Annotated in this window: 14 protein-coding genes; 9 read left to right on the top strand and 5 right to left on the bottom strand. The window is 58.9% G+C overall.

The window, feature by feature from the left end:
- Positions 1–32 precede the first annotated feature (32 nt).
- A complete protein-coding gene (locus J4G32_RS07160; RefSeq protein ID WP_210485401.1) occupies positions 33–1,472 on the top strand; it encodes a metallophosphoesterase in 1,440 nt (479 codons plus the stop codon).
- A 286-nt stretch (positions 1,473–1,758) separates the two neighbouring features.
- Positions 1,759–2,853, top strand: a complete 1,095-nt coding sequence (locus J4G32_RS07155; RefSeq protein ID WP_210485400.1) for a branched-chain amino acid aminotransferase — start codon at positions 1,759–1,761, stop codon at positions 2,851–2,853.
- Positions 2,854–2,934: 81 nt separating this feature from the next.
- Here J4G32_RS07155 and paoC read toward each other — a convergent pair whose 3' ends face one another.
- The 3 genes from paoC to paoA are packed head-to-tail and all read right to left on the bottom strand — an operon-like array spanning position 2,935 to position 6,697.
- Positions 2,935–5,115, bottom strand: coding sequence for an aldehyde oxidoreductase molybdenum-binding subunit PaoC (paoC, locus tag J4G32_RS07150; protein WP_210485399.1), 2,181 nt, complete (start codon positions 5,113–5,115; stop codon positions 2,935–2,937).
- Positions 5,112–6,068: an FAD binding domain-containing protein gene (locus J4G32_RS07145; protein WP_210485398.1), complete on the bottom strand. Its 957-nt coding sequence runs from the start codon at positions 6,066–6,068 to the stop codon at positions 5,112–5,114. Before J4G32_RS07145 ends, paoC begins: the two co-directional genes overlap by 4 nt.
- Positions 6,065–6,697, bottom strand: coding sequence for an aldehyde dehydrogenase iron-sulfur subunit PaoA (paoA, locus tag J4G32_RS07140; RefSeq protein ID WP_210485543.1), 633 nt, complete (start codon positions 6,695–6,697; stop codon positions 6,065–6,067). The genes J4G32_RS07145 and paoA overlap by 4 nt, the downstream gene beginning before the upstream one ends.
- A 322-nt stretch (positions 6,698–7,019) precedes the next feature.
- On the opposite strand from paoA, the gene J4G32_RS07135 reads away from it, so the two are divergent.
- The 6 genes from J4G32_RS07135 to J4G32_RS07110 all read left to right on the top strand — a co-directional run bounded on the left by J4G32_RS07135 (position 7,020) and on the right by J4G32_RS07110 (position 13,705).
- The gene (locus J4G32_RS07135) at positions 7,020–7,517 is read left to right on the top strand and encodes a cupin domain-containing protein (protein WP_210485397.1); all 498 of its coding nucleotides are present in this window, start codon (positions 7,020–7,022) and stop codon (positions 7,515–7,517) included.
- Positions 7,518–7,621: 104 nt separating this feature from the next.
- On the top strand, positions 7,622–9,853 hold the full coding sequence (locus tag J4G32_RS07130) for a beta-glucosidase (RefSeq protein WP_210485396.1): 2,232 nt from the start codon (positions 7,622–7,624) through the stop codon (positions 9,851–9,853).
- A gap of 366 nt (positions 9,854–10,219) precedes the next feature.
- Entirely contained in the window at positions 10,220–11,431 is a 1,212-nt protein-coding gene (locus J4G32_RS07125; RefSeq protein WP_210485542.1) for a tyrosine-type recombinase/integrase, read from the top strand.
- Between the two features lie 24 nt (positions 11,432–11,455).
- On the top strand, positions 11,456–12,466 hold the full coding sequence (locus J4G32_RS07120; protein WP_210485395.1) for a hypothetical protein: 1,011 nt from the start codon (positions 11,456–11,458) through the stop codon (positions 12,464–12,466).
- 127 nt (positions 12,467–12,593) lie between these two features.
- Positions 12,594–12,863, top strand: a complete 270-nt coding sequence (locus tag J4G32_RS21935; RefSeq protein WP_210485394.1) for a helix-turn-helix transcriptional regulator — start codon at positions 12,594–12,596, stop codon at positions 12,861–12,863.
- A gap of 167 nt (positions 12,864–13,030) precedes the next feature.
- Positions 13,031–13,705 (top strand): hypothetical protein, encoded by a 675-nt coding sequence (locus tag J4G32_RS07110; RefSeq protein ID WP_210485393.1) that lies wholly within the window; start codon positions 13,031–13,033, stop codon positions 13,703–13,705.
- Between the two features lie 120 nt (positions 13,706–13,825).
- Here the strand turns inward: J4G32_RS07110 and J4G32_RS07105 are convergent, their stop codons facing one another.
- A complete protein-coding gene (locus tag J4G32_RS07105) occupies positions 13,826–14,377 on the bottom strand; it encodes a hypothetical protein (protein ID WP_210485392.1) in 552 nt (183 codons plus the stop codon).
- A gap of 347 nt (positions 14,378–14,724) precedes the next feature.
- Here J4G32_RS07105 and J4G32_RS07100 point away from each other — a divergent pair, with 347 nt between their 5' ends.
- Complete coding sequence (locus J4G32_RS07100; protein ID WP_246504792.1) at positions 14,725–15,735, top strand: hypothetical protein; 1,011 nt, start codon at positions 14,725–14,727, stop codon at positions 15,733–15,735.
- Positions 15,736–15,778: 43 nt separating this feature from the next.
- Here J4G32_RS07100 and J4G32_RS07095 read toward each other — a convergent pair whose 3' ends face one another.
- The gene (locus J4G32_RS07095; protein ID WP_210485391.1) at positions 15,779–18,157 is read right to left on the bottom strand and encodes a DUF262 domain-containing protein; all 2,379 of its coding nucleotides are present in this window, start codon (positions 18,155–18,157) and stop codon (positions 15,779–15,781) included.
- Positions 18,158–18,348: the final 191 nt, after the last annotated feature.

The following is an 18,348-nucleotide window of genomic DNA, read 5'->3' as shown; positions in this document are numbered from 1 at the left end:
GGCTGGGTGAGACAATGCCGTACAGGATCTCCATGCCTCAGATCTCCCCCACCATCGGCGCGCTGCTGCTTTCCGCCCTGATCGGCTTTGGCTTGACAGCTCCCCGATCTGCCTCGGCAGCGGAGATCCGACGGTTTGCGGTCGTCTCGGATATTCATTTCAATCCCTTCGCCACCCCAACCCTGGCCAAGGCACTGGCGAATTCCGAACCTGAGAAGTGGCGCGCCATCTTGGGCTCTCCTGGCATTTCGGTTCTGTCTCGCCGAGGCGAGGACACGAACGCGGCGCTCCTCGAATCGGCCATGGCTGCATTGTCACGAGCGGCCGCAGACGCCGATTTCCTCCTGGTGCCGGGCGATTTTCTTGCCCATGAGTTCGAGGAATTGGCCGCGAAGGCCGTGGGGGCGTCACCCGCGTCGGAGAACATAAGGGCCCTCACGCTCAAGACGGTTTCGTATGTCGGGACATCGCTCCAGGCGGCTGTGCCGGGGCGTCCGGTTGTCGTGGCGCTGGGAAACAACGATTCCGATTGCGGGGATTACAGGATCGAACCGGGAGGCGCTTTTCTCGCCGCCACGTTGGACATCGTGCGCGAGCTGGCGGGCGCGCATCTTGTTGCCAAGGATTTCGAGCAGACCTATCGCGCGGCCGGCTACTACAGCATGCGTCACCCGACCCTGCCGAACACGACCATCGTTGTCCTCAACGATGTGGTCTGGTCAGCGGACTATCGCAATGCCTGTGGCGAAAATGGCCTCGAGGCCGCCGGCGCCATGATGAACTGGCTGGAGCGCCACCTCGTTGAACAGCGCGCGAGGGGCGGTCGGGTCTGGCTCCTTCATCACATTCCCGTCGGCATCGACTCGTATGATTCGAGCCACGATCCCGGTGATTCATGCCCTGCGCGTGTGACGGGATTTCTGAAGGAGCCTTTCGCGTCGCAATTTTCGACGCTCATGCGAGTCTTCGCCGGGACCATACGGGCAAGCTATTCCGGTCACACGCACCGAGACAGCTATCGCCTCGTGATGGATGCAGGAAAGCCTGTTTTGATTGACAAGATTGCGCCGGCGATCAGCCCGATTTTCGGAAACAATCCCGGGTTTCACATGATCGACTACGATCGCGACAGCGGCGAGGCCACCAATCTTTCAACCTGGCAGACTGCCGATTTCGATCGCCTGCAAAATGGCGCGGCTCCCACGTGGCGGCAGGAATACGTGTTCACCCGCGCCTTTGACAAGGCCGCATACGCACCGTCTTCCCTCGGTGACGTGATGGAGACTATGGCGACCCCCAAAGCCGCCGCCGAGCGGCGGGATGCGGCCCTTCGTCTGGTCGGGCGGTCCGAAAAACCCCAAGCTCATTCCGCAGGCGTGTGGGCAGATCTCTGCGCGATCGTCAATCTTGACGTCGCATCGTTCACCTCTTGCGCCTGTGGAGGCGGAAGCGCCTTCGGCGGATCGCCGTGAAGGACGGGATCTGTTTTGTTGAACAGGCCGGGCTGAGGGCCCGTCGGCCCCCGGGACCTTGATAGGGAAGCCCAAAGTTCATAAGGTCCAGCCTCCTGCTTCACCGAGCCACGATAGACTGGAGAGTTGCTGGATTTGGTGCCCGCAAGAGCGCCGGCTGACCTGGAATCGTCTTCTGGAGCGCTATGCTAGCTCTTGACGGCGACCCGGCAAGCGGGCGAGAGCCATCGTCACCCCATCCGCGGGCGTCACCTGCCTGCCGCTATCAGAACCTCGCCGAGAGACCATGTCCCAGCCCCTGCCGCTTCCGTTCACACACCAGCCGCATCCCAGCCCGGTCTCGCCGGAGCATCGCGCAGCGTTGCTCGTCAACCCTGGGTTTGGGCGGGTTTTCACGGATCACATGGTGACCATCCGCTATACGGACGGGCAGGGGTGGCACGACGCAAAGGTGGAACCGCGTGCTCCCATCCCCCTGGACCCAGCGGCTGCCGTTCTCCACTACGCGCAGGAAATTTTTGAGGGCCTGAAGGCTTACCGAACGGCGGATGGCGGAGCGACCCTTTTCAGGCCTGAAGAAAATGCCCGGCGCTTCCAGGAGTCGGCGCGCCGTCTTGCGATGCCCGCCCTCCCGGAATCCCTTTTCCTCGCATCGCTGGATGAGCTGATCAAGGTCGATCGCGCGTGGATCCCGGATGGCGACGGCAGTCTCTATCTGCGTCCGTTCATGTTCGCGAGCGAGCCCTTCCTGGGCGTCAAACCTTCGTCGGAATATCTCTACATCGTCATCGCGTCGTCGGTCGGCGCTTATTTCAAGACGACAGCGGATGCAGTCTCCGTCTGGGTCTCCCAGGATTACACCCGCGCGGCGCCCGGCGGCACGGGCGCTGCAAAATGCGGCGGCAACTATGCTGCCAGCCTGCTGGCCCAGGCGGAAGCCAGCCGTCACGGCTGCGATCAGGTGGTCTTTCTCGACGCCGTTGAGAGAAAATGGGTCGAAGAGCTGGGCGGCATGAACGTCTTCTTCATTCTCGACGATGGCTCCATGGTCACCCCACCCCTGGGCGGCACCATCCTGCCCGGCATCACGCGCGCCTCCCTCATCACCCTTGCGGCGGACCGGGGGATCACCGTTCGCGAGGAGCCGTATTCGTTGGATCAATGGCGTGCCGATGCGGCCAGCGGCCGCCTTCGGGAGGCCTTCGCCTGCGGAACAGCTGCGGTTCTCACGCCTATCGGAACCGTCCGGTCGCACGAGGGGGATTTCACCATCGGAAACGGCAGATCCGGTTTGCAGACCGAAGAACTCCGCACTGCTCTGGTGGATATCCAAAGGAGTCGCGCAGCCGACGGCCACGGTTGGGTGCACAGAGTATTCTAAGGCACTCCGAATGGCCTGCCTTGATGGAACCGCCGCACTCAGTGTCGCCAGGGTCAATGGCTTCCCTTGGATCCCCGATCCCTACGCCGGCATCTGATCGAGGAGCTTGTCGAGGGTGATGGGATAGTCGCGCACGCGCACGCCAGTGGCGTTATAGATCGCATTGGCAATGGCTGCTCCGACCCCGCAAATGCCGAGCTCGCCAACTCCCTTGGCCTTCATGGGTGACGAGGTTGGGTCCGTCTCATCGAGGAAGATGACGTCCTGGTGTGGAATATCCGCGTGAACGGGAACCTCATACCCGGCCAAATCGTGATTGACGAAGAACCCCACACGCTTGTCGACAACAAGCTCCTCCATCAGCGCCGCTCCCGCGCCCATGGTCATCGCGCCGATGACCTGGCTGCGGGCTGTCTTAGGGTTTAGGATTCGTCCTGCAGCGCAGACGGCCAACATGCGCCGGATGCGGATCTCGGCTGTCGCGGTGTCGACGCCCACTTCCACGAAATGCGCCCCAAAAGTGGATTGCTGATAGCGTTTGGCGAGGTCCCCATATTCCATGATGTCCTCGGCGACGACACCCGTCTCGCCGGCTGCCTCTGCGAGGGTGAATCGCCGGTTGCCCGCACTGATCGTTCCATCGGCAAAGACCGCATCCGACGGATCGAACTCCATCTTGTGCGACAGCGCCTCACGCAGCTTGACGCATGCGGCGTAAACGCCTGCCGTCGAACTGTTGGCGCCCCATTGCCCCCCGGAACCGGCCGCGACCGGAAAAGCCGAATCGCCAAGGCTGACTGTCACCATGTCCAGCCCGACACCCATCATCTCCGCTGCCGTCTGCGCAATGATTGTGTAGCTGCCCGTCCCGATGTCCGTCATGTCAGTCTCGACGGTGACGATCCCGCGGTTGTCGACACGCACACGAGCTGCCGACTTCATCGGAATATTGTTCCGGAACGCCGCAGCAACGCCCATGCCCACCAACCACTCGCCGTCCCGAATCTGTCCAGCCCTGGGATTTCGCTTGTTCCACGCAAAGCGCTCTGCGCCTTGCCGCAAGCACGCAACAAGCTGGCGTTGTGAGAACTGTCGCGTCGGCTTTTCCGGATCCACCTGGATGTCGTTGAGAATGCGAAACTCGATCGGATCGATCTCCAGTTTCTCCGCCATTTCGTCGATGGCGATCTCGAGCGCCATGAGGCCGGGGGCCTCTCCAGGCGCACGCATTGCGTTACCTTCTGGAAGATCGAGAAGAGCAAGCCGGGTCGCCATCATGCGGTTTGCCCCGGCATAGAGCAGCCGCGACTGCTCTGCTGCGGTCTCGGGGCCGCCATCCGGCAGATCGCCCGACCAAGTTTCATGGCCGATGGCGGTGATCTTGCCGTCTTTTCCGGCCCCGATACGGATGCGCTGGATCGTGGCAGGACGATGAGTGGTGTTGTTGAAGATGAAGGGTCGCGTGAGCGCCACCTTGACTGGTCGCTTGGCGGCGCGAGCAGCAAGCGCGGCCAGCACCACATCCGCGCGAAGAAAGAGTTTTCCGCCGAAACCGCCGCCGATATAGGGCGAAATGAACTGGATTTTGTCCTTCTTGATTCCAAGCGTTGCGGCGAGGTCCGTTCTTCCCCAGTCGATCATCTGGTTCGATGTCCAAACGACCAATTTATCTCCGTCCCAGGCCGCGAGCGAAGCGTGCGGCTCCATCATCGCATGAGAATGATCAGGGGTCGTGTAGGTCTCGTCGAGTTGGATCGGCGCATCGGAGAATGCAGCCAGAAAGTCACCGGTCGCCGCGTTCTGTACATCCGGTGCGGAATCCCTGCTGCGGGCAAGGTCGAATGACCCCTCGGCCCGAATGTATTCCACCCGGACCAGCTGAGCAGCGGCCCTTGCCTGCTCGAAAGTCTCGGCGATGACGACTGCGATTGCTTGGTGATAATGGTCGATCTCGGGGCCACCGAGCAGCTTTGCTGTATTTCGCTTGCTCTTACCGAGCTTGCCCGCGTTCTCGGCGGTGACGATAGCGAGCACCCCCGGGTAGGCTTGGGCGTCACCCAGATCGATGGACGCGATCCGTCCTTTCGCGATGCCGGCACCCACCACGTGCCCATAGGCGGGCTTCAGATCAGGGTGCTTCCACTCGTAGGCGTAGGTGGCAGTGCCGGTTGTCTTAGCCGGACCATCGATGCGGTTTGTGGGCTTGCCGACGATCTTCAACTGGTCGATGGGGTTTGTTGTGGCGGGTGAATCAAACTTCATGGCTGGCTCCCTGCCTCAGCCAGCACCGCTCGGAGTGTTCTCTCGACCAGCGTGAGCTTGTATGCATTTTCGCGCGTCGGCGCTGCGCCGGCGAGCAACTCATCGGTTACAGCCTTGGCGCCTTCGGGCAGCCTGGCTTCCGCAGCTTCCACCCGCCATGGCTTCGGCGCCACGCCGCCCACGGCAACGCGGCCTGAGCCGTCAGCTTGTACGATCACGGCGACCGAGACGAGCGCAAAGGCATACGACGCCCGGTCGCGAACCTTGCGATAAATGTGCTTGCCGCCTATGGGCTTGGGAAGCGTGACCGCAACGATCAGTTCACCCGCTCCGAGTGTCGTTTCGATATGCGGCGTGTCGCCGGGCAGGCGGTGAAGCTCTGCGATTGGAATGCTTCGCGTCGAGCCATCTGGCAGGACGGTCTCGACGATTGCGTCGAGGGCGCGCATCGCCACAGCCATATCGCTAGGGTGGCTTGCGATGCAGGAATCGCTGACGCCCACCACCGCATGCTGTCGACTGAACCCACCGAGGGCCGCGCAGCCGCTGCCGGGATGCCGCTTGTTGCAGAGCTGGTCCGTGTCGTAGAAATAGGGGCAGCGCGCGCGCTGGAGAAGATTGCCTGCTGTGGTGGCCTTGTTTCGAAGCTGGCCCGAGGCGCCGGACAGGAGCGCCCGCGACAGCAGTCCGTAATCGCGGCGCACCCGCGCATCAGCCGCTAGATCCGTGTTGCGCACCAGCGCGCCGATGCGCAATCCGCCCTCCGGTGTGGCCTCGATGCGATCGAGCGCCAACCCGTTCACGTCGATGAGATGCGTGGGCGTCTCGATCTGCAGCTTCATCAGATCGAGCAGATTGGTGCCGCCAGCGATGAACTTTGAGCCGGGCAGATGGGCTGCCGCTTGTGCTGCGGCTGCTGGAGAGACGGCGCGCTCGTAGGTAAACGCCTTCATGCTTTGCTCCCGCCGATTTCGGTGATCGCCTCGACGATATTGGCATAAGCGCCGCAGCGGCAGATATTGCCGCTCATGCGTTCGCGGATTTCAGCAGGCGTGGCTTCCGGCTGAGCCGTCAACTCAGTGCTCACATGGCTGGGAATGCCCGCCTTGATCTCGTCCAGCACCGCCACCGCCGAACAGATCTGTCCTGGGGTGCAATAGCCGCACTGATAGCCATCATGCTCGATAAAGGCGGCCTGCAACGGGTGAAGGTTGCCGGGCGTCCCGAGACCCTCAATGGTCAGGACCGAATCGCCCTGATGCATGACCGCGAGTGTCAGGCACGAGTTAATGCGTCGACCCTCCACAATCACCGTGCAGGCACCACACTGGCCGTGGTCGCACCCTTTCTTGGTGCCGGTCAGATGCAGGTGCTCGCGCAACGCGTCGAGCAGGGTCGTTCGCGTATCGAGCTCGAGGTCGTGCCGATTGCCGTTCACTGTGATGGCGACGTTGCTTCGGGCGGGCTCGACCGGAGCAGAAGCCTGTGCGCGCGCCGGCGGGGCTGCTGTTACGGCCATGGACGCACCCGTTCCCACCAAAAGAACACGTCGGGATAGCGCGATCTCCGTTCCCCGTTGCATCGTCTCTGTCCCATTCTGGTCACCCATCAACTGCCGACTGGTCCGGACCGCGCTGACGCAGCGATCGGATCTTGTCCGCCTCTCCCACAAAGCGCCGGGCTCGAAATGGTTCGAGCCCCATGTTCGAAATGTTAAGCCCCCGGCCATTCTTCGACCGGGTGGGGCGTTCTTTGATAACATTCGTCAACTCGCCTCAACAAGTCTGAGGCGGGGTCTGGTGCATCAAGGCGTTATCATGGCTCCCCGAGCAGCCTAATCAAGGATGTACCAATCGGCACGCTGATGGCATCTTTCGCTCAGAACCATCCGGATTGAGAGCCCCATGAGCCAAAACGACCATGATCACAGCCACGACCCCGCCGAGGAACGCTGGAAGAACGACGGTGTGCGGGTCGTCAAGGGAGATCGGCTGGACTCCAATACCCCCCAGACGCCGGGAATGTTCCGCCAGGCAGCCATCAATCATGCGCGCGTGGGCGCTCAGAAGATCTGGGCAGGGACGGTGTCCATCGAGGCCAATGCCAAAACAGGGGTCCATCACCATGGTGAGCTTGAGAGCGTCATCTATGTGGTGCGGGGCAAGGCACGGATGCGCTGGGGCGATCACCTCGAATATGTCGCCGAGGCTGGGCCAGGCGACTTCATCTATGTCCCTCCCTTCGTGCCGCATCAGGAGATCAATGCGAGCCCCGACGAGCCGCTGGAATGCGTTCTGGTGCGTTCCGACAACGAGGCCGTCGTCGTGAACATCACGGATGTCGAACCTGTGGAGCAGCCGGAAGAGGTCTACTGGGTCGACTCTATTCACAAGAAGCCCTGAAACAGCGCTCTCGGTTTCAATACGCACCATGATTTGCCCTGCGAGAACTTCTCTTGGAGCGCTCGGGTAAAGCGTGCTTGTCTGGACACGCGAGGAGGCACCTCATGGGGCGGACCACAACTGAAGCTGTCCTTGGGGGGGTGGGCATCTGCCTTCTTCTCGCCCAGCCCCTCGTGGCTGAACCAGGTCGCCCCGATCACGCTTGGCAGAACCGCGACCTCTCACCGGATGTTCGTGCTGAGATGGTCGTGCGGCAGATGACAGCCGATGAGAAGTTCGCGTGGATTTCGCAACTTCTGCCGGTCCCCGGTGCGCCGCAGGCGATCTCGGTCCCCGGTGCTGCGGCCCATTACCAGGCGATTCCGCGCCTCGGCATTCCCGCGCGGACTGAAACTGACGCCGGTCTCGGCGTCACCAATCGCGGCGATGTCCGTCCGGGCGATCGGACGACGGCGCTCCCGTCCACGCTCCTGCTGGGCGCAACCTTCGATCCGACCCTCGCCCACCAGGCCGGCGCGGTGATCGGCCGCGAGGCACGGGCGCGCGGTTTCAATGTGCAGCTGGCAGGCGGCGCAAATCTCATCAGGGAGCCCCGCGGGGGAAGAAGCTTCGAATACGTGTCCGAGGACCCGTTGGTCACCGGTCTCATCGCGGGCCAGATGGTGGCGGGCATCCAGTCTGAGGGGGTCGTCTCCACCGTCAAGCACTTCGCGGTCAACGCCCAGGAGAATGGGCGCGTCATGGCAAGCTCCGACATGAGTGAAGCTGCCTTACGGGAATCGGACCTGCTCGCGTTCCAGATTGCAATCGAAACCGGCCAGCCCGGCTCCGTCATGACCGGCTACAACCTTCTCAATGGAGTTTACACCTCCGAGAGTGACTTCCTTATCGATCGCGTCCTCAAGCGGGATTGGGGATATGCCGGCTGGGTCATGTCCGATTGGGGCGGCACCCATTCCACCGAGAGGGCAGCTTTGGCAGGGCTCGATGTTCAGTCCGGCGGGATGCTCGACGCCGCCCCCTTCTTTGGGCGCCCCCTGCAGGAGGCCGTGGCCGCGGACCGTGTGCCGCAAGCGCGCATCGACGACATGGTGCGGCGGATCCTGCGCAGCATGTTCGCCGTCGGGGCAATCGATGCCGGGGAGGCCCCGCAAAAAGCGGAGGTCGATGCTGAGGCCCACCGGCTCGTCGCGCGCAAGGTTGCTGAAAATGGCATCGTTCTCCTCAAGAATTCGGACGACATGCTCCCTTTGAAACCCGGCGCGGGCCGCATTCTCATCATCGGTGCCCATGCGGATATCGGCGTTCTCTCCGGCGGCGGTTCTTCGTCGGTGACGCCCCCCGGAAGTCTCAAGATGACAGGCACGAGCCGTGTGGGCTTCGATATTGAGAAAGCCTATCATCCGTCATCGCCACTGGCCGCGATTCAGTCTGAATCCGCCGGCATCGTGACGTATCTGGACGGCACTGACCTGGCTGCCGCCGCCGCTGGCGCGCGGGATGCCGAGGCGGTCATCGTGTTTGCCGAGGAATGGCGAACGGAGGTGCTCGACGCCACCGGCCTTGCGCTGCCCGATCACCAGGATGCGCTCATCGAGGCCGTCGCCGCCGCCAATCCCAGGACAATCGTGGTGCTGGAGACCGGCGGGCCCGTCACGATGCCTTGGCTCGCCAGGGTCCCGGCCGTCCTCGCAGCCTGGTACCCGGGGATTGCCGGCGGTGAGGCGATTGCCGGGGTGCTGTTCGGTCGTGTGAATCCGTCTGGCCGCCTGCCGATCACCTTCCCGTCCGACGAGGGAGATTTGCCGCGCCCGATCCAGAGCGACCCGACGATGCTGGCTGCCAGCCCCGGCCTGGAGATCAAAGGCGGAATCGTCAACATCCCGTATGATATCGAGGGTTCGGATGTCGGCTACCGCTGGGCTTCCCGAGAGGGCAAAATGCCTCTGTTCCGCTTCGGACACGGACTGTCCTATACACGGTTCGCCCTGTCCGAGCTGGCGATTGAGCGACAGGCAATGGACCTTCTGGCGTCCCTGACGGTGACGAACGAGGGAAGTCGGCCCGGAATCGACACCCCTCAGGTTTATGTGTCCTTGCCCGGGCCGGAGGGTTTCGCCCCACGCCTTGCAGCCTTCAGCCGCGTCGCCCTCGAGCCCGGCGAGAGCCGCCGCGTCTCGATGCGGATCGATCGACGACTTCTCGCCCGCTACGACACGGAGCGAGGTGGGTTCCGCGTCGCGGGAGGCAGCTACCTGTTCGGCGCGGGAGAAGATTCCGGCCCCGGGATCCTCCGGGAACGTGTGACCCTCGAAGCCATCGACCTAGGGCGCTGAGGGATCCGGGCGGACGCGTCCGTTGCCAATCCACTGCCACATCGGCGTGTCGTGAATAGGGGTGCGATCGTGAGCCGCCGACTCGAACGGCGTCGCTCGCCGCTCTCATGGCGATCAGGGTGACGCGTGAGCCAGCGCTCCCTCATGACCGGTCTGCCGCACTCTTAAAAATGCTGATGTCATTGAGACTTTGGCGGAGAGGGGGTCCGCCTCGAGAGGATCCAAGGAGATCCGAAACCGTCCAAGAAGGGCATTATTTATAGACGGTTAGCCCGCCTTGATGTCCGCACCTGCCCGTTGCGATACAGCTACATCCAGTTTACGATGTGGGTTGGAATGTGGGGTATTCATTATACGGACGGCGAAATGAAGGGCCGAGGGAAACATCCTGACAAGGCGCTTACGGCTATAAGAGTGCGTGCTCTGCATGAGCCGGGGCGGTATACCGACGGCAACGGCCTATACCTTGTTGTCGATCCCTCCGGAGCAAAGCGGTGGCTACTGCGGGTTGTTGTCCACGGCAAGCGGCGTGACATTGGATTAGGTGGGGCGTCCCTCGTCTCTCTTAGCGAGGCCCGTGAGAAGGCTCTGAGCTATCGCAAGGTTGCCCGTGACGGGGGCGACCCATTGGCCGTGAGGCGTAAAGAACGACGCGAGATCCCAACGTTTAGAAAGGCTGCCGAGCAGGTCCATTCCAACCACAGGTCAAGCTGGAAGAATAAGAAACATGGCGATCAGTGGATCAACACGCTCAATGATTATGTGATTCCCCATTTTGGCGAGACTCGAGTTGATCAGGTTCAGACACCCGACGTCCTGAGGGTTCTAGCCCCGATCTGGATGACGAAGCCTGAGACCGCTCGACGGGTGCGCCAACGGATCCGCGCTGTGATGGACTGGGCGAAGGCTTCGGGCTTTCGCGACGGAGACAACCCTGTAGAAGGTGTCCAAAAGGGTCTGCCGAGGCAGAACGGTCGCGGTAGCCATCATGACGCGATGGCCTTCGGCGAGGTCGCGGCCTTCGTTCAAACCCTACGTTCCTCTGATGCCGGTGAGATTACGCGGCTGGCACTAGAGTTCCTGATCCTGACCGCATCGCGCACAAGCGAGGTCCTACTTGCTCGGTGGGTTGAGCTAGACCTTGATCACGCATTGTGGACGGTGCCTGCTGAGCGGATGAAGGCGGGACGCATTCACCGCGTTCCGTTGAGCGCACGCTGCCTAGAGATCTTGAGACAAGCAAGGCTTCTGGGGTCGGGCGCCGATTATATCTTTCCCGGAAGAACTGTGGAAAGGCCGCTGTCAAACATGGTCTTCCTTATGATGCTGCGGCGCATGAAGCTTAATGTAACAGCCCATGGCTTTCGATCATCCTTCAGAGATTGGGCGTCGGAGGCTACCAGCTTCCCACGGGAGGTGGCAGAAATGGCACTCGCGCACACCATTGAGAACAAAGTTGAGGCCGCCTACCGCCGAGGTGACCTGATGGAAAAGCGTCGGGAGATGATGGAGGCTTGGGCATTGTTCTGCACAAAAGCTATGGAACAACAGGCTCAAACATCCCAAAATGAGCAGTAAACTACTCCCATCACGGACACCAGTATGCGTCAGACAGATAAGACTCCGAAATTCGACATCACTTCAAGTTGGGAGAAGGTTGTCCGGGTACTCAACGAGCAAAACCCGACCAAGCTAGACCCGGCAGCTAAAGGTTTTGTCGAGTATGCGTGGAACAAATTCGATGCACGGCATGTGGTAGACATCCTCATGTCGAAAGAACCGTCCTATCATGGCCATAAAGACGTACTTTTCGCCGGATTTTGCGCGTGGGTTGTGGCAACTTCTGAGCGGCAAGACATCGTGAAGAGCACAATGGCACTGCGAACTCTTGAGATTATCAGGACGGAGGAATCTAACGTGCCCGAGAGGCTACTCGCCTATCCAGTTCTCGTTGATATTTATGTTCGATTGATCCGTATCGGTTCAGACTTCTTTCAAGATATCTACTACCCGATTGGCGGTATCGGCAGGCTCATTACTTCACCATCGCGCAGTTCGATGAAACGGTCCCTAAAGAAGCGTCGGAGCGGCGTCCGATCCGTCGTGACGATGATGGAGATTACACATTACTGCATTGTAGAACTTACCAACGGCGACGTTTATCGCGAGCCAAGCTACAATGCCGCTTTCACGATCATTGATGTTCTCTCGAAGGCAGAAGCCGTTGCACAGAAAGACATAGTGCGGAAGCCGAAATCCGAACAGTATCTCCGATCGAGGAGTTTGAAAATCTATCGTAACTTCTATGAGGGCCAGATGTGCCTTCTGTATGCTGCGTCGTCAATACAGGTGAAGCCTAACCGATCGCTATTGGACCAGATCCTCGCGGGTGATGCGAATTGGGAAAATGAAGGTCATCTACTCCCCGAATGGATTGCCCGATCTAACTTTGGCTATGACGTCATTCTTTCTGCCCTTGGAGATCGAGAATTATCAAAGGCAGACGCGGATCTCGTGCAGAAGCTCCTCGCTGATCTAGGTGCAAGTCCTATCCAACCGCCGGTCATTCAAGAGCAGATGCAACTGGCAATCGGATCGAACCGAAAACGATAAATTCTTGCCATCCTGAAATGCAAAAGCGAAATGCACTATGCATTTGCGGTTTGCACGATATCGACCGTCAAGCAGGCCCGGTACGTCTCATGTCGTCCAATAACGGACACAGAGAGACAACAACAACATGCCGCACAAACCGCCGCGAACCTTATGGGACGCAACATCGCCGCCGGCTTCCGATCTAGCAGATGATGGCTACTGGCGCCTTAAGGCGATAATCGGGCCGACTGGCATCCTGCCAATATCGAGGTCTACTTGGTACAACTGGATCGAGCAAGGAAGAGCCCCGCCGCCGGTGGCGCTTGGCCCGCGCATTGCGGGGTGGCGCAAGTCCGATATTCGGAGGCTTCTCCAAAGCCTCGATCCCAACGGTTATTGTCGCAAGGCCTCCTAATCAAAGACAGCGGGCGCTCTGCGAACAGATGCTCAGCGCCCGCTGCTAACCTCCAAACCGCATCGCTGAATTTATAGCGACAGATCCATCAGCAACGAGCCCGCGTCGCGAATTCTTTGGTTTCATAAGGATTCGCCGACGGCGCTCGCCTAACGGGAAAACACATCATGGCGAACAAACGAACTAAAACGCGCGTCCGTTCATTCCGAGCTTCCAATAAACAGAGTGAGCGACAAGCGGCGAACGAGTTGATCGCGGCTGCCCTCACATGCAAGCAGGAGTTTCTAAACATCGATTCGCGATTTCAGAGCAAGCTACGCCAATGGTTGGGAAGCGCCTATGGCATCGCGTTCGAGCTATATCGCAACGGAGCGGCATGGCGCAAGTTCACAAAGGAAGACCTTTGGAAGGGACGCCGCAAGCGCCCACGGGGCAGCCAGAAGAGTGTCGAAGACGCACTGATCTGGACGATGCGGTTTTTGCTGTCTAACGGGCAGGCGGATGATCAATACCACCGCGCTTATACCTATGCCCGGGGTCTGCAGCAGTTCTTTAACAGGGGGGTCAAGCCTGACGAAATCCCTGACCTTATCAAAAAGCACGGGGGCATAGAGGCCCTATCGCGCGAGGCCCCAAAGCGAGGCAGAAAGCAACGGGATTCGATGGCCTCAGACACCACATTCTACGCCGACCTCGCGGATGATCCCGAGCAAGAGGACCACTCAAATGAAGGCCATTCACCCCCTCGCTTTCGGCCAAAGGAGCGTGCCGTTCTGGCTCAATTAGAGACGTTAAAACGGGCTCTGGTCTCTTACCTCCGAGATCGGGTGGCGAGCATTTGATCTGAAAGCCATTTTTTACTCTATGCTTCACGCGCTAATCGGCAGGCGGGGTTCGCAGCTTGTCGGTTAGCGTGTGGTATTGCGCACTCTCGCTTAGTTGCAGCGTTGACTTATGTCGCGTCACATCTCCGATTTTGAGCGGGGCAGGATAAGGATATCTTCTCCCACAATTCTTCCGCGCTTTAGGGCCTTGAACACGTAGCCGTTCACATAGTCGGCATCATGGGTGATCTGCACTGCGTGTATTCGCCAGAGTGAACAATCAGACGTCACATAGTGGCTTTGATTGTGATCCAAATGTGTAGCGAGATCCTCTTTCAGCCGAGAGCAAGGGGGGATTGCCGCCACACAGTGCATATGCCGTCCGTCGTTGATAGTCACATCGCGCAACGCCTGCCTGTCGGCTTCGCCCTTGGGGACGGGGTAATCCGGGCAGGCGATCCAAAGCGGAAGCTTGTCGATCTGGCTGTAAAGTCGAGAGTCCTTTATAATTCGAGTGAGAGATTTTGCGTATACCCGCTCGAGCTCCCATTCCATCCGCCGATTTATACTGCGATAAGATCCTCCAATCGGCTTGAACATGAAGGTCAACAGGTGTCCATCCCAACCATCGTTCAGACGTTCGGTTATCATTTTTCCAAAGCCGTTGATGAGCATGTTGGTGTTGGTCATATTGGCATACCTTATTTGTATGATGGCGTGTATGTCGGTTGGGGTGTGGGGCTATGTGTTCGTTGGTGTATTTGGGTACAGCAAGTCCATATACTGACCCCGTTTCCGGCATCCGCATCTGATAGGGATTAGGCAGGGCCGGCTTCATTGGCGCATCCGATGCGACCGGCTTGCTGCGGTTACAATTGGTATTTACGCGAGCGAATTGGCGGATCTTGAGCGCGGAATAGACACTCCGGGTGTTGCGCTTCACACACTCACATTGAGGTCCGTATTTGAACTCTGCTTGACAACTGCTATTCACGGTAGGCTATGCCGCGGCACGTTCATGAACGTTGGAATGTGCGGTGCATGTGAATGACGCGGAGAACTGGAACTATTTTCAGCGGGTTGTTCAACCCGCCCTTGACCTCGCTCCACCAACCTTTCTCGCCGACATCGCCAGCAGCCTCGAACGAGAGGGTATCCAAGACGCGGTCGCCCATCACGACTCGGGACCGATCTTCGATTGGCTTGTGGGCCTCTTCGCCTTGCAAGGAGTTAGCGATGCCGTGGCATTCGGATACAGTGCAAAACACGGCACCGCGAAGTGGGTTGAGATCGAGGCTGCACTTGCTGATAAGCCCGACTGTCATCGACTCACAAGCTACTGGAACTTCTCGGACTGCAAATATCAGAAGGCGGCTGGATGCTGCGCTGAGCAGCACCTTCTTCCTGAATGTCCACTACCTCGACACTCGCTTCGGAATGGGCGTCTCAATCAGGCCGCGTACAGCCTCTTCCTGTTTATCCGCGACGTTTGCGAGGGCGACGTGGTTCGCTGGTTAGATCGCAGACTAGATGAGGCCGATCCCGGAGCGGGAAGACCAGATCGTCTAGCGGTCATGCGGTACTCGCTGCTCATGCCGCTTACCAACATCTACGGGGTCGGGAGCAAGTTGTGGTCGATGGTCCTAGCTGACCTTCTCTTGTGCGGAGATCGCAATCGCGAGCGATGGGTTTTGACCGGATCTGCACAGGTCGCCGTGGATAGTCTCGTGCACGGCTTCCTCCATCGCACCGGCATTCTGCACCGTTTCAACGCCGTCCATGCGATCGGGCCTTCCTGCTACTCGCCACAGGGGTGCGCCAGATTGATCGAGGGCTTGGCTCAGCGGATCGACGCCCGCGACTACCACCCAGAGTACCCACCGATATTTGCCCGCTGGGTCCAGCATTCGATCTGGGCGTTCTGTGCAATCGACGGATTCGATATATGCAATGGAAACCGGATCAATGACTCTGTTAGCTGTCGAAGTCGCTACTGCCCGGCATTCGACAATTGCGATCGGATACCGATCAGGAATGTGGCACGGTAAGTTCACTTTCGGGACTGCATCGGAGGCAAAACGCTCGATGTAGCTACAGAGAGGCGTCTTTCGTCAGTCCCATCCTATAGGGATCGATATCCAAAACATCGTCTTGTTTAGGCAGCGCCAACATGAGCTTACCGAATCTGTCAACGAGATGAATATGATAGTGTAGTTTCTTAGTCGTCTTTCTAGTTGTCGTGTTCAGCGATGCCAAGTGCAGTGCTAGAATTGAGCGGGGTATGGCAAATGCGTAGTCACGATCCATACAACCAAGAAGCAGATAACCCTTCTCGCCACCGGCGAGAAATTCGTCGGATTCCGGGTGGTAGGCATACCAGTATGGGAACGCAGCGCGATCCATATATCGCTTAGAGATGGCGACGATTGCGCGGAGAGTGCCATTGCTGCTCGCGTACTTCGCGAGATTCCGAGCCTGAACAGTCACGCCTTCACGAAGGATAAGGGCTGACACAATGCCTGCTCGCTTCGCCTTAAGCAGTCCCGGGTCTGAAAACTGCCATACGCCTTTCTCGGTCGCGCCAGACTCATCGTCGTTTATGTTCTCCGGCTCAAGTGCAGGCCGCGGCCAGATTTCAACCGCCGTGTCGAACAGCAACTGGCCCCGCTCCATAATCGACCTTTCCGACCAGCTAGCCGGAGCGTCTGAGCGCAACCATGCATTCAATCGAAGATCGCTGTCAGCTACGATCTTCGCCACCTTGCTTGGAAAGGGACCATTGCTCACCGATGAGTTTAGCTCATTCGTGAGTAGTGTGAGATTGCCCACGGTATGTATGACCCGCTCTCGGCACCGATCATGAGTTTCGCCAGCCAACAGAGGCATCGGTTCGTCTATGGGGTAATCTGTGACACTGCCGTTCTGAGGTAGAAGGTGTTCGACCGTGAGATGGGGTGGAAGAGTTATAGCCTCATTCCGGCGCGTTCGTATGTGGGCCTCGACCGCTCGGAGAACCATTGCACTACGGTCAGGCCGTGTCTTTGCGTACATAGGCCTCGTGAGCCAGCCGGTTAGGAACTCGTCATCGGGCGGCCAAATTGTGGTGACATCCGAAGATCTGCTGAGCTCCGCTCGGACCACATCAGCGAGATCCTCACTCACCGCTGCCCGCTTGACCTTGGCAAGGAGAGCAACAAAGAACCGATTGTAGTTCTTGTTCGTCAATTGGCATATGAACCGCCGTACTAGCCAAGACTCGATATCTTCGAGAATCTGAACCTTCGATGAGGTTGAGAGCCGTTCTTCGGGTAGGGACACGACATAGAGGAGTACAGGATATACTGTGCTGGTGTCGAGCGACCTGAGCCGCCGGGCTAAAACACTGACGCGGTCAGTTCCGAGGGGTTGAATCAGTTTTGCGAAAAGAGAGCTGTACCTTTTTAGGTCGTCCAAGAGAGCTTCGACGCTGCCGGGATTCACGTCGCGCCAGTCCCTGAACTCCCGGAACAACTGACCGATGTTTAGATCCCGCTCAGTTTGTATGACGAGATAATGGAAAAGGAAGAGGTCGATGCGCGGCCTCGTGAGGCGTCCTTGGCGTTCCTCAATATGCCAAAAGCGGTCTTCTCCGTTGACCGAGGTCTCAACTCGATCGTCGTCGAATGGCCGCCAGAAGCGGTTGTAAAGATCATCCGCGTCGCAAGTGACGTCAGTCGCGGCTCTCATGAACACATAGTTGCGTATCAAGTCGGAGGGTAGCAAAGGCTGCCCCCGTGCATTCAGAGTTTCAAAGATAACCTGCGGATCGTCGCCATCTTCAAGCTCGATCACCACAAGCTGAAGTGCAGTTCGCAAGGCTTGAAACAATGCGAAAATGCGGCGTTCTCGTAACTCTGAATCTTCGTCGTTAGAACCAACGAACCTCGCAACGCATTTGTAGAAGTAGTTATATGCCGCTGCCATACGGGGTGCGTCCGCCTCGTCCTTAGCGAGTAGTTTCGCCAGTTCGGCAGGGGAGCCGGCTGAAAGCACAAGACGGAATATCTCGCGGTCGGCGTTTGTCGGCCACACCTTGAAAGAACCGTCTGACCCGGGCTTTTCATCCTCGTTCGTCGTAAGACGCCGCAGTCGCGCCGCATGTGCGGAGTTCGCTTGGATAGCGAAGTCGCGAATGGTCGCAATGATGATCTGTAGTGTCGTTAACCGCTGTTGGCCGTCAATTACCTCTGACCTTGCGACCCCAGCGCCAACGATTCGCGATACATTCAAAACAATTGCGCCAAGAAAGTGAGATTGTTTGGGCGTGACCCCGTCGGGGTTTAGACACCCCTCGGCTTGCCGTTCGATATCATCCCAAAGCGGCTCCCACTGATCGTGCTCATTCCAAACGTACGCTCGTTGATAGAGCGGTACGACGTAGCGACGCTCTTTTTGGAAGAGATCGTGAATCGTAAGCTTGTCGGGTTTCATGAGTTCAACCGTGTTAGAGCTTTGCAGCACCTTTAACCTGCCCAATCTCCCGTTTCTAGTGATGCGGCGTTACGGCAAGGGGAATTTTGTCGCGTTCGGGAAAAGCCTTTCACCCTGTGGCCTAGTTTAAAAAGATACATATTTACAATCGGCTTTTAATCCTATATACTCGGGCCGACAGGGCGATTGCG

It is taken from the genome of Microvirga antarctica (assembly GCF_017921815.1).
GTDB classification, from domain to species: Bacteria; Pseudomonadota; Alphaproteobacteria; order Rhizobiales; family Beijerinckiaceae; genus Microvirga; species Microvirga antarctica.
This window is presented reverse-complemented; position numbering and strand designations above follow the sequence as displayed.

Coding starts and splice junctions, on each gene's coding strand:
- J4G32_RS07110 (WP_210485393.1), top strand. CDS start 13,031: ATGGCGAACAAACGAACTAAAACGCGCGTCCGTTCATTCCGAGCTTCC.
- J4G32_RS07105 (WP_210485392.1), bottom strand. CDS start 14,377: ATGACCAACACCAACATGCTCATCAACGGCTTTGGAAAAATGATAACC.
- J4G32_RS21935 (WP_210485394.1), top strand. CDS start 12,594: ATGCCGCACAAACCGCCGCGAACCTTATGGGACGCAACATCGCCGCCG.
- paoC (WP_210485399.1), bottom strand. CDS start 5,115: ATGAAGTTTGATTCACCCGCCACAACAAACCCCATCGACCAGTTGAAG.
- J4G32_RS07145 (WP_210485398.1), bottom strand. CDS start 6,068: ATGAAGGCGTTTACCTACGAGCGCGCCGTCTCTCCAGCAGCCGCAGCA.
- J4G32_RS07135 (WP_210485397.1), top strand. CDS start 7,020: ATGAGCCAAAACGACCATGATCACAGCCACGACCCCGCCGAGGAACGC.
- J4G32_RS07120 (WP_210485395.1), top strand. CDS start 11,456: ATGCGTCAGACAGATAAGACTCCGAAATTCGACATCACTTCAAGTTGG.
- J4G32_RS07095 (WP_210485391.1), bottom strand. CDS start 18,157: ATGAAACCCGACAAGCTTACGATTCACGATCTCTTCCAAAAAGAGCGT.
- J4G32_RS07155 (WP_210485400.1), top strand. CDS start 1,759: ATGTCCCAGCCCCTGCCGCTTCCGTTCACACACCAGCCGCATCCCAGC.
- paoA (WP_210485543.1), bottom strand. CDS start 6,697: ATGCAACGGGGAACGGAGATCGCGCTATCCCGACGTGTTCTTTTGGTG.
- J4G32_RS07130 (WP_210485396.1), top strand. CDS start 7,622: ATGGGGCGGACCACAACTGAAGCTGTCCTTGGGGGGGTGGGCATCTGC.
- J4G32_RS07125 (WP_210485542.1), top strand. CDS start 10,220: ATGAAGGGCCGAGGGAAACATCCTGACAAGGCGCTTACGGCTATAAGA.
- J4G32_RS07160 (WP_210485401.1), top strand. CDS start 33: ATGCCTCAGATCTCCCCCACCATCGGCGCGCTGCTGCTTTCCGCCCTG.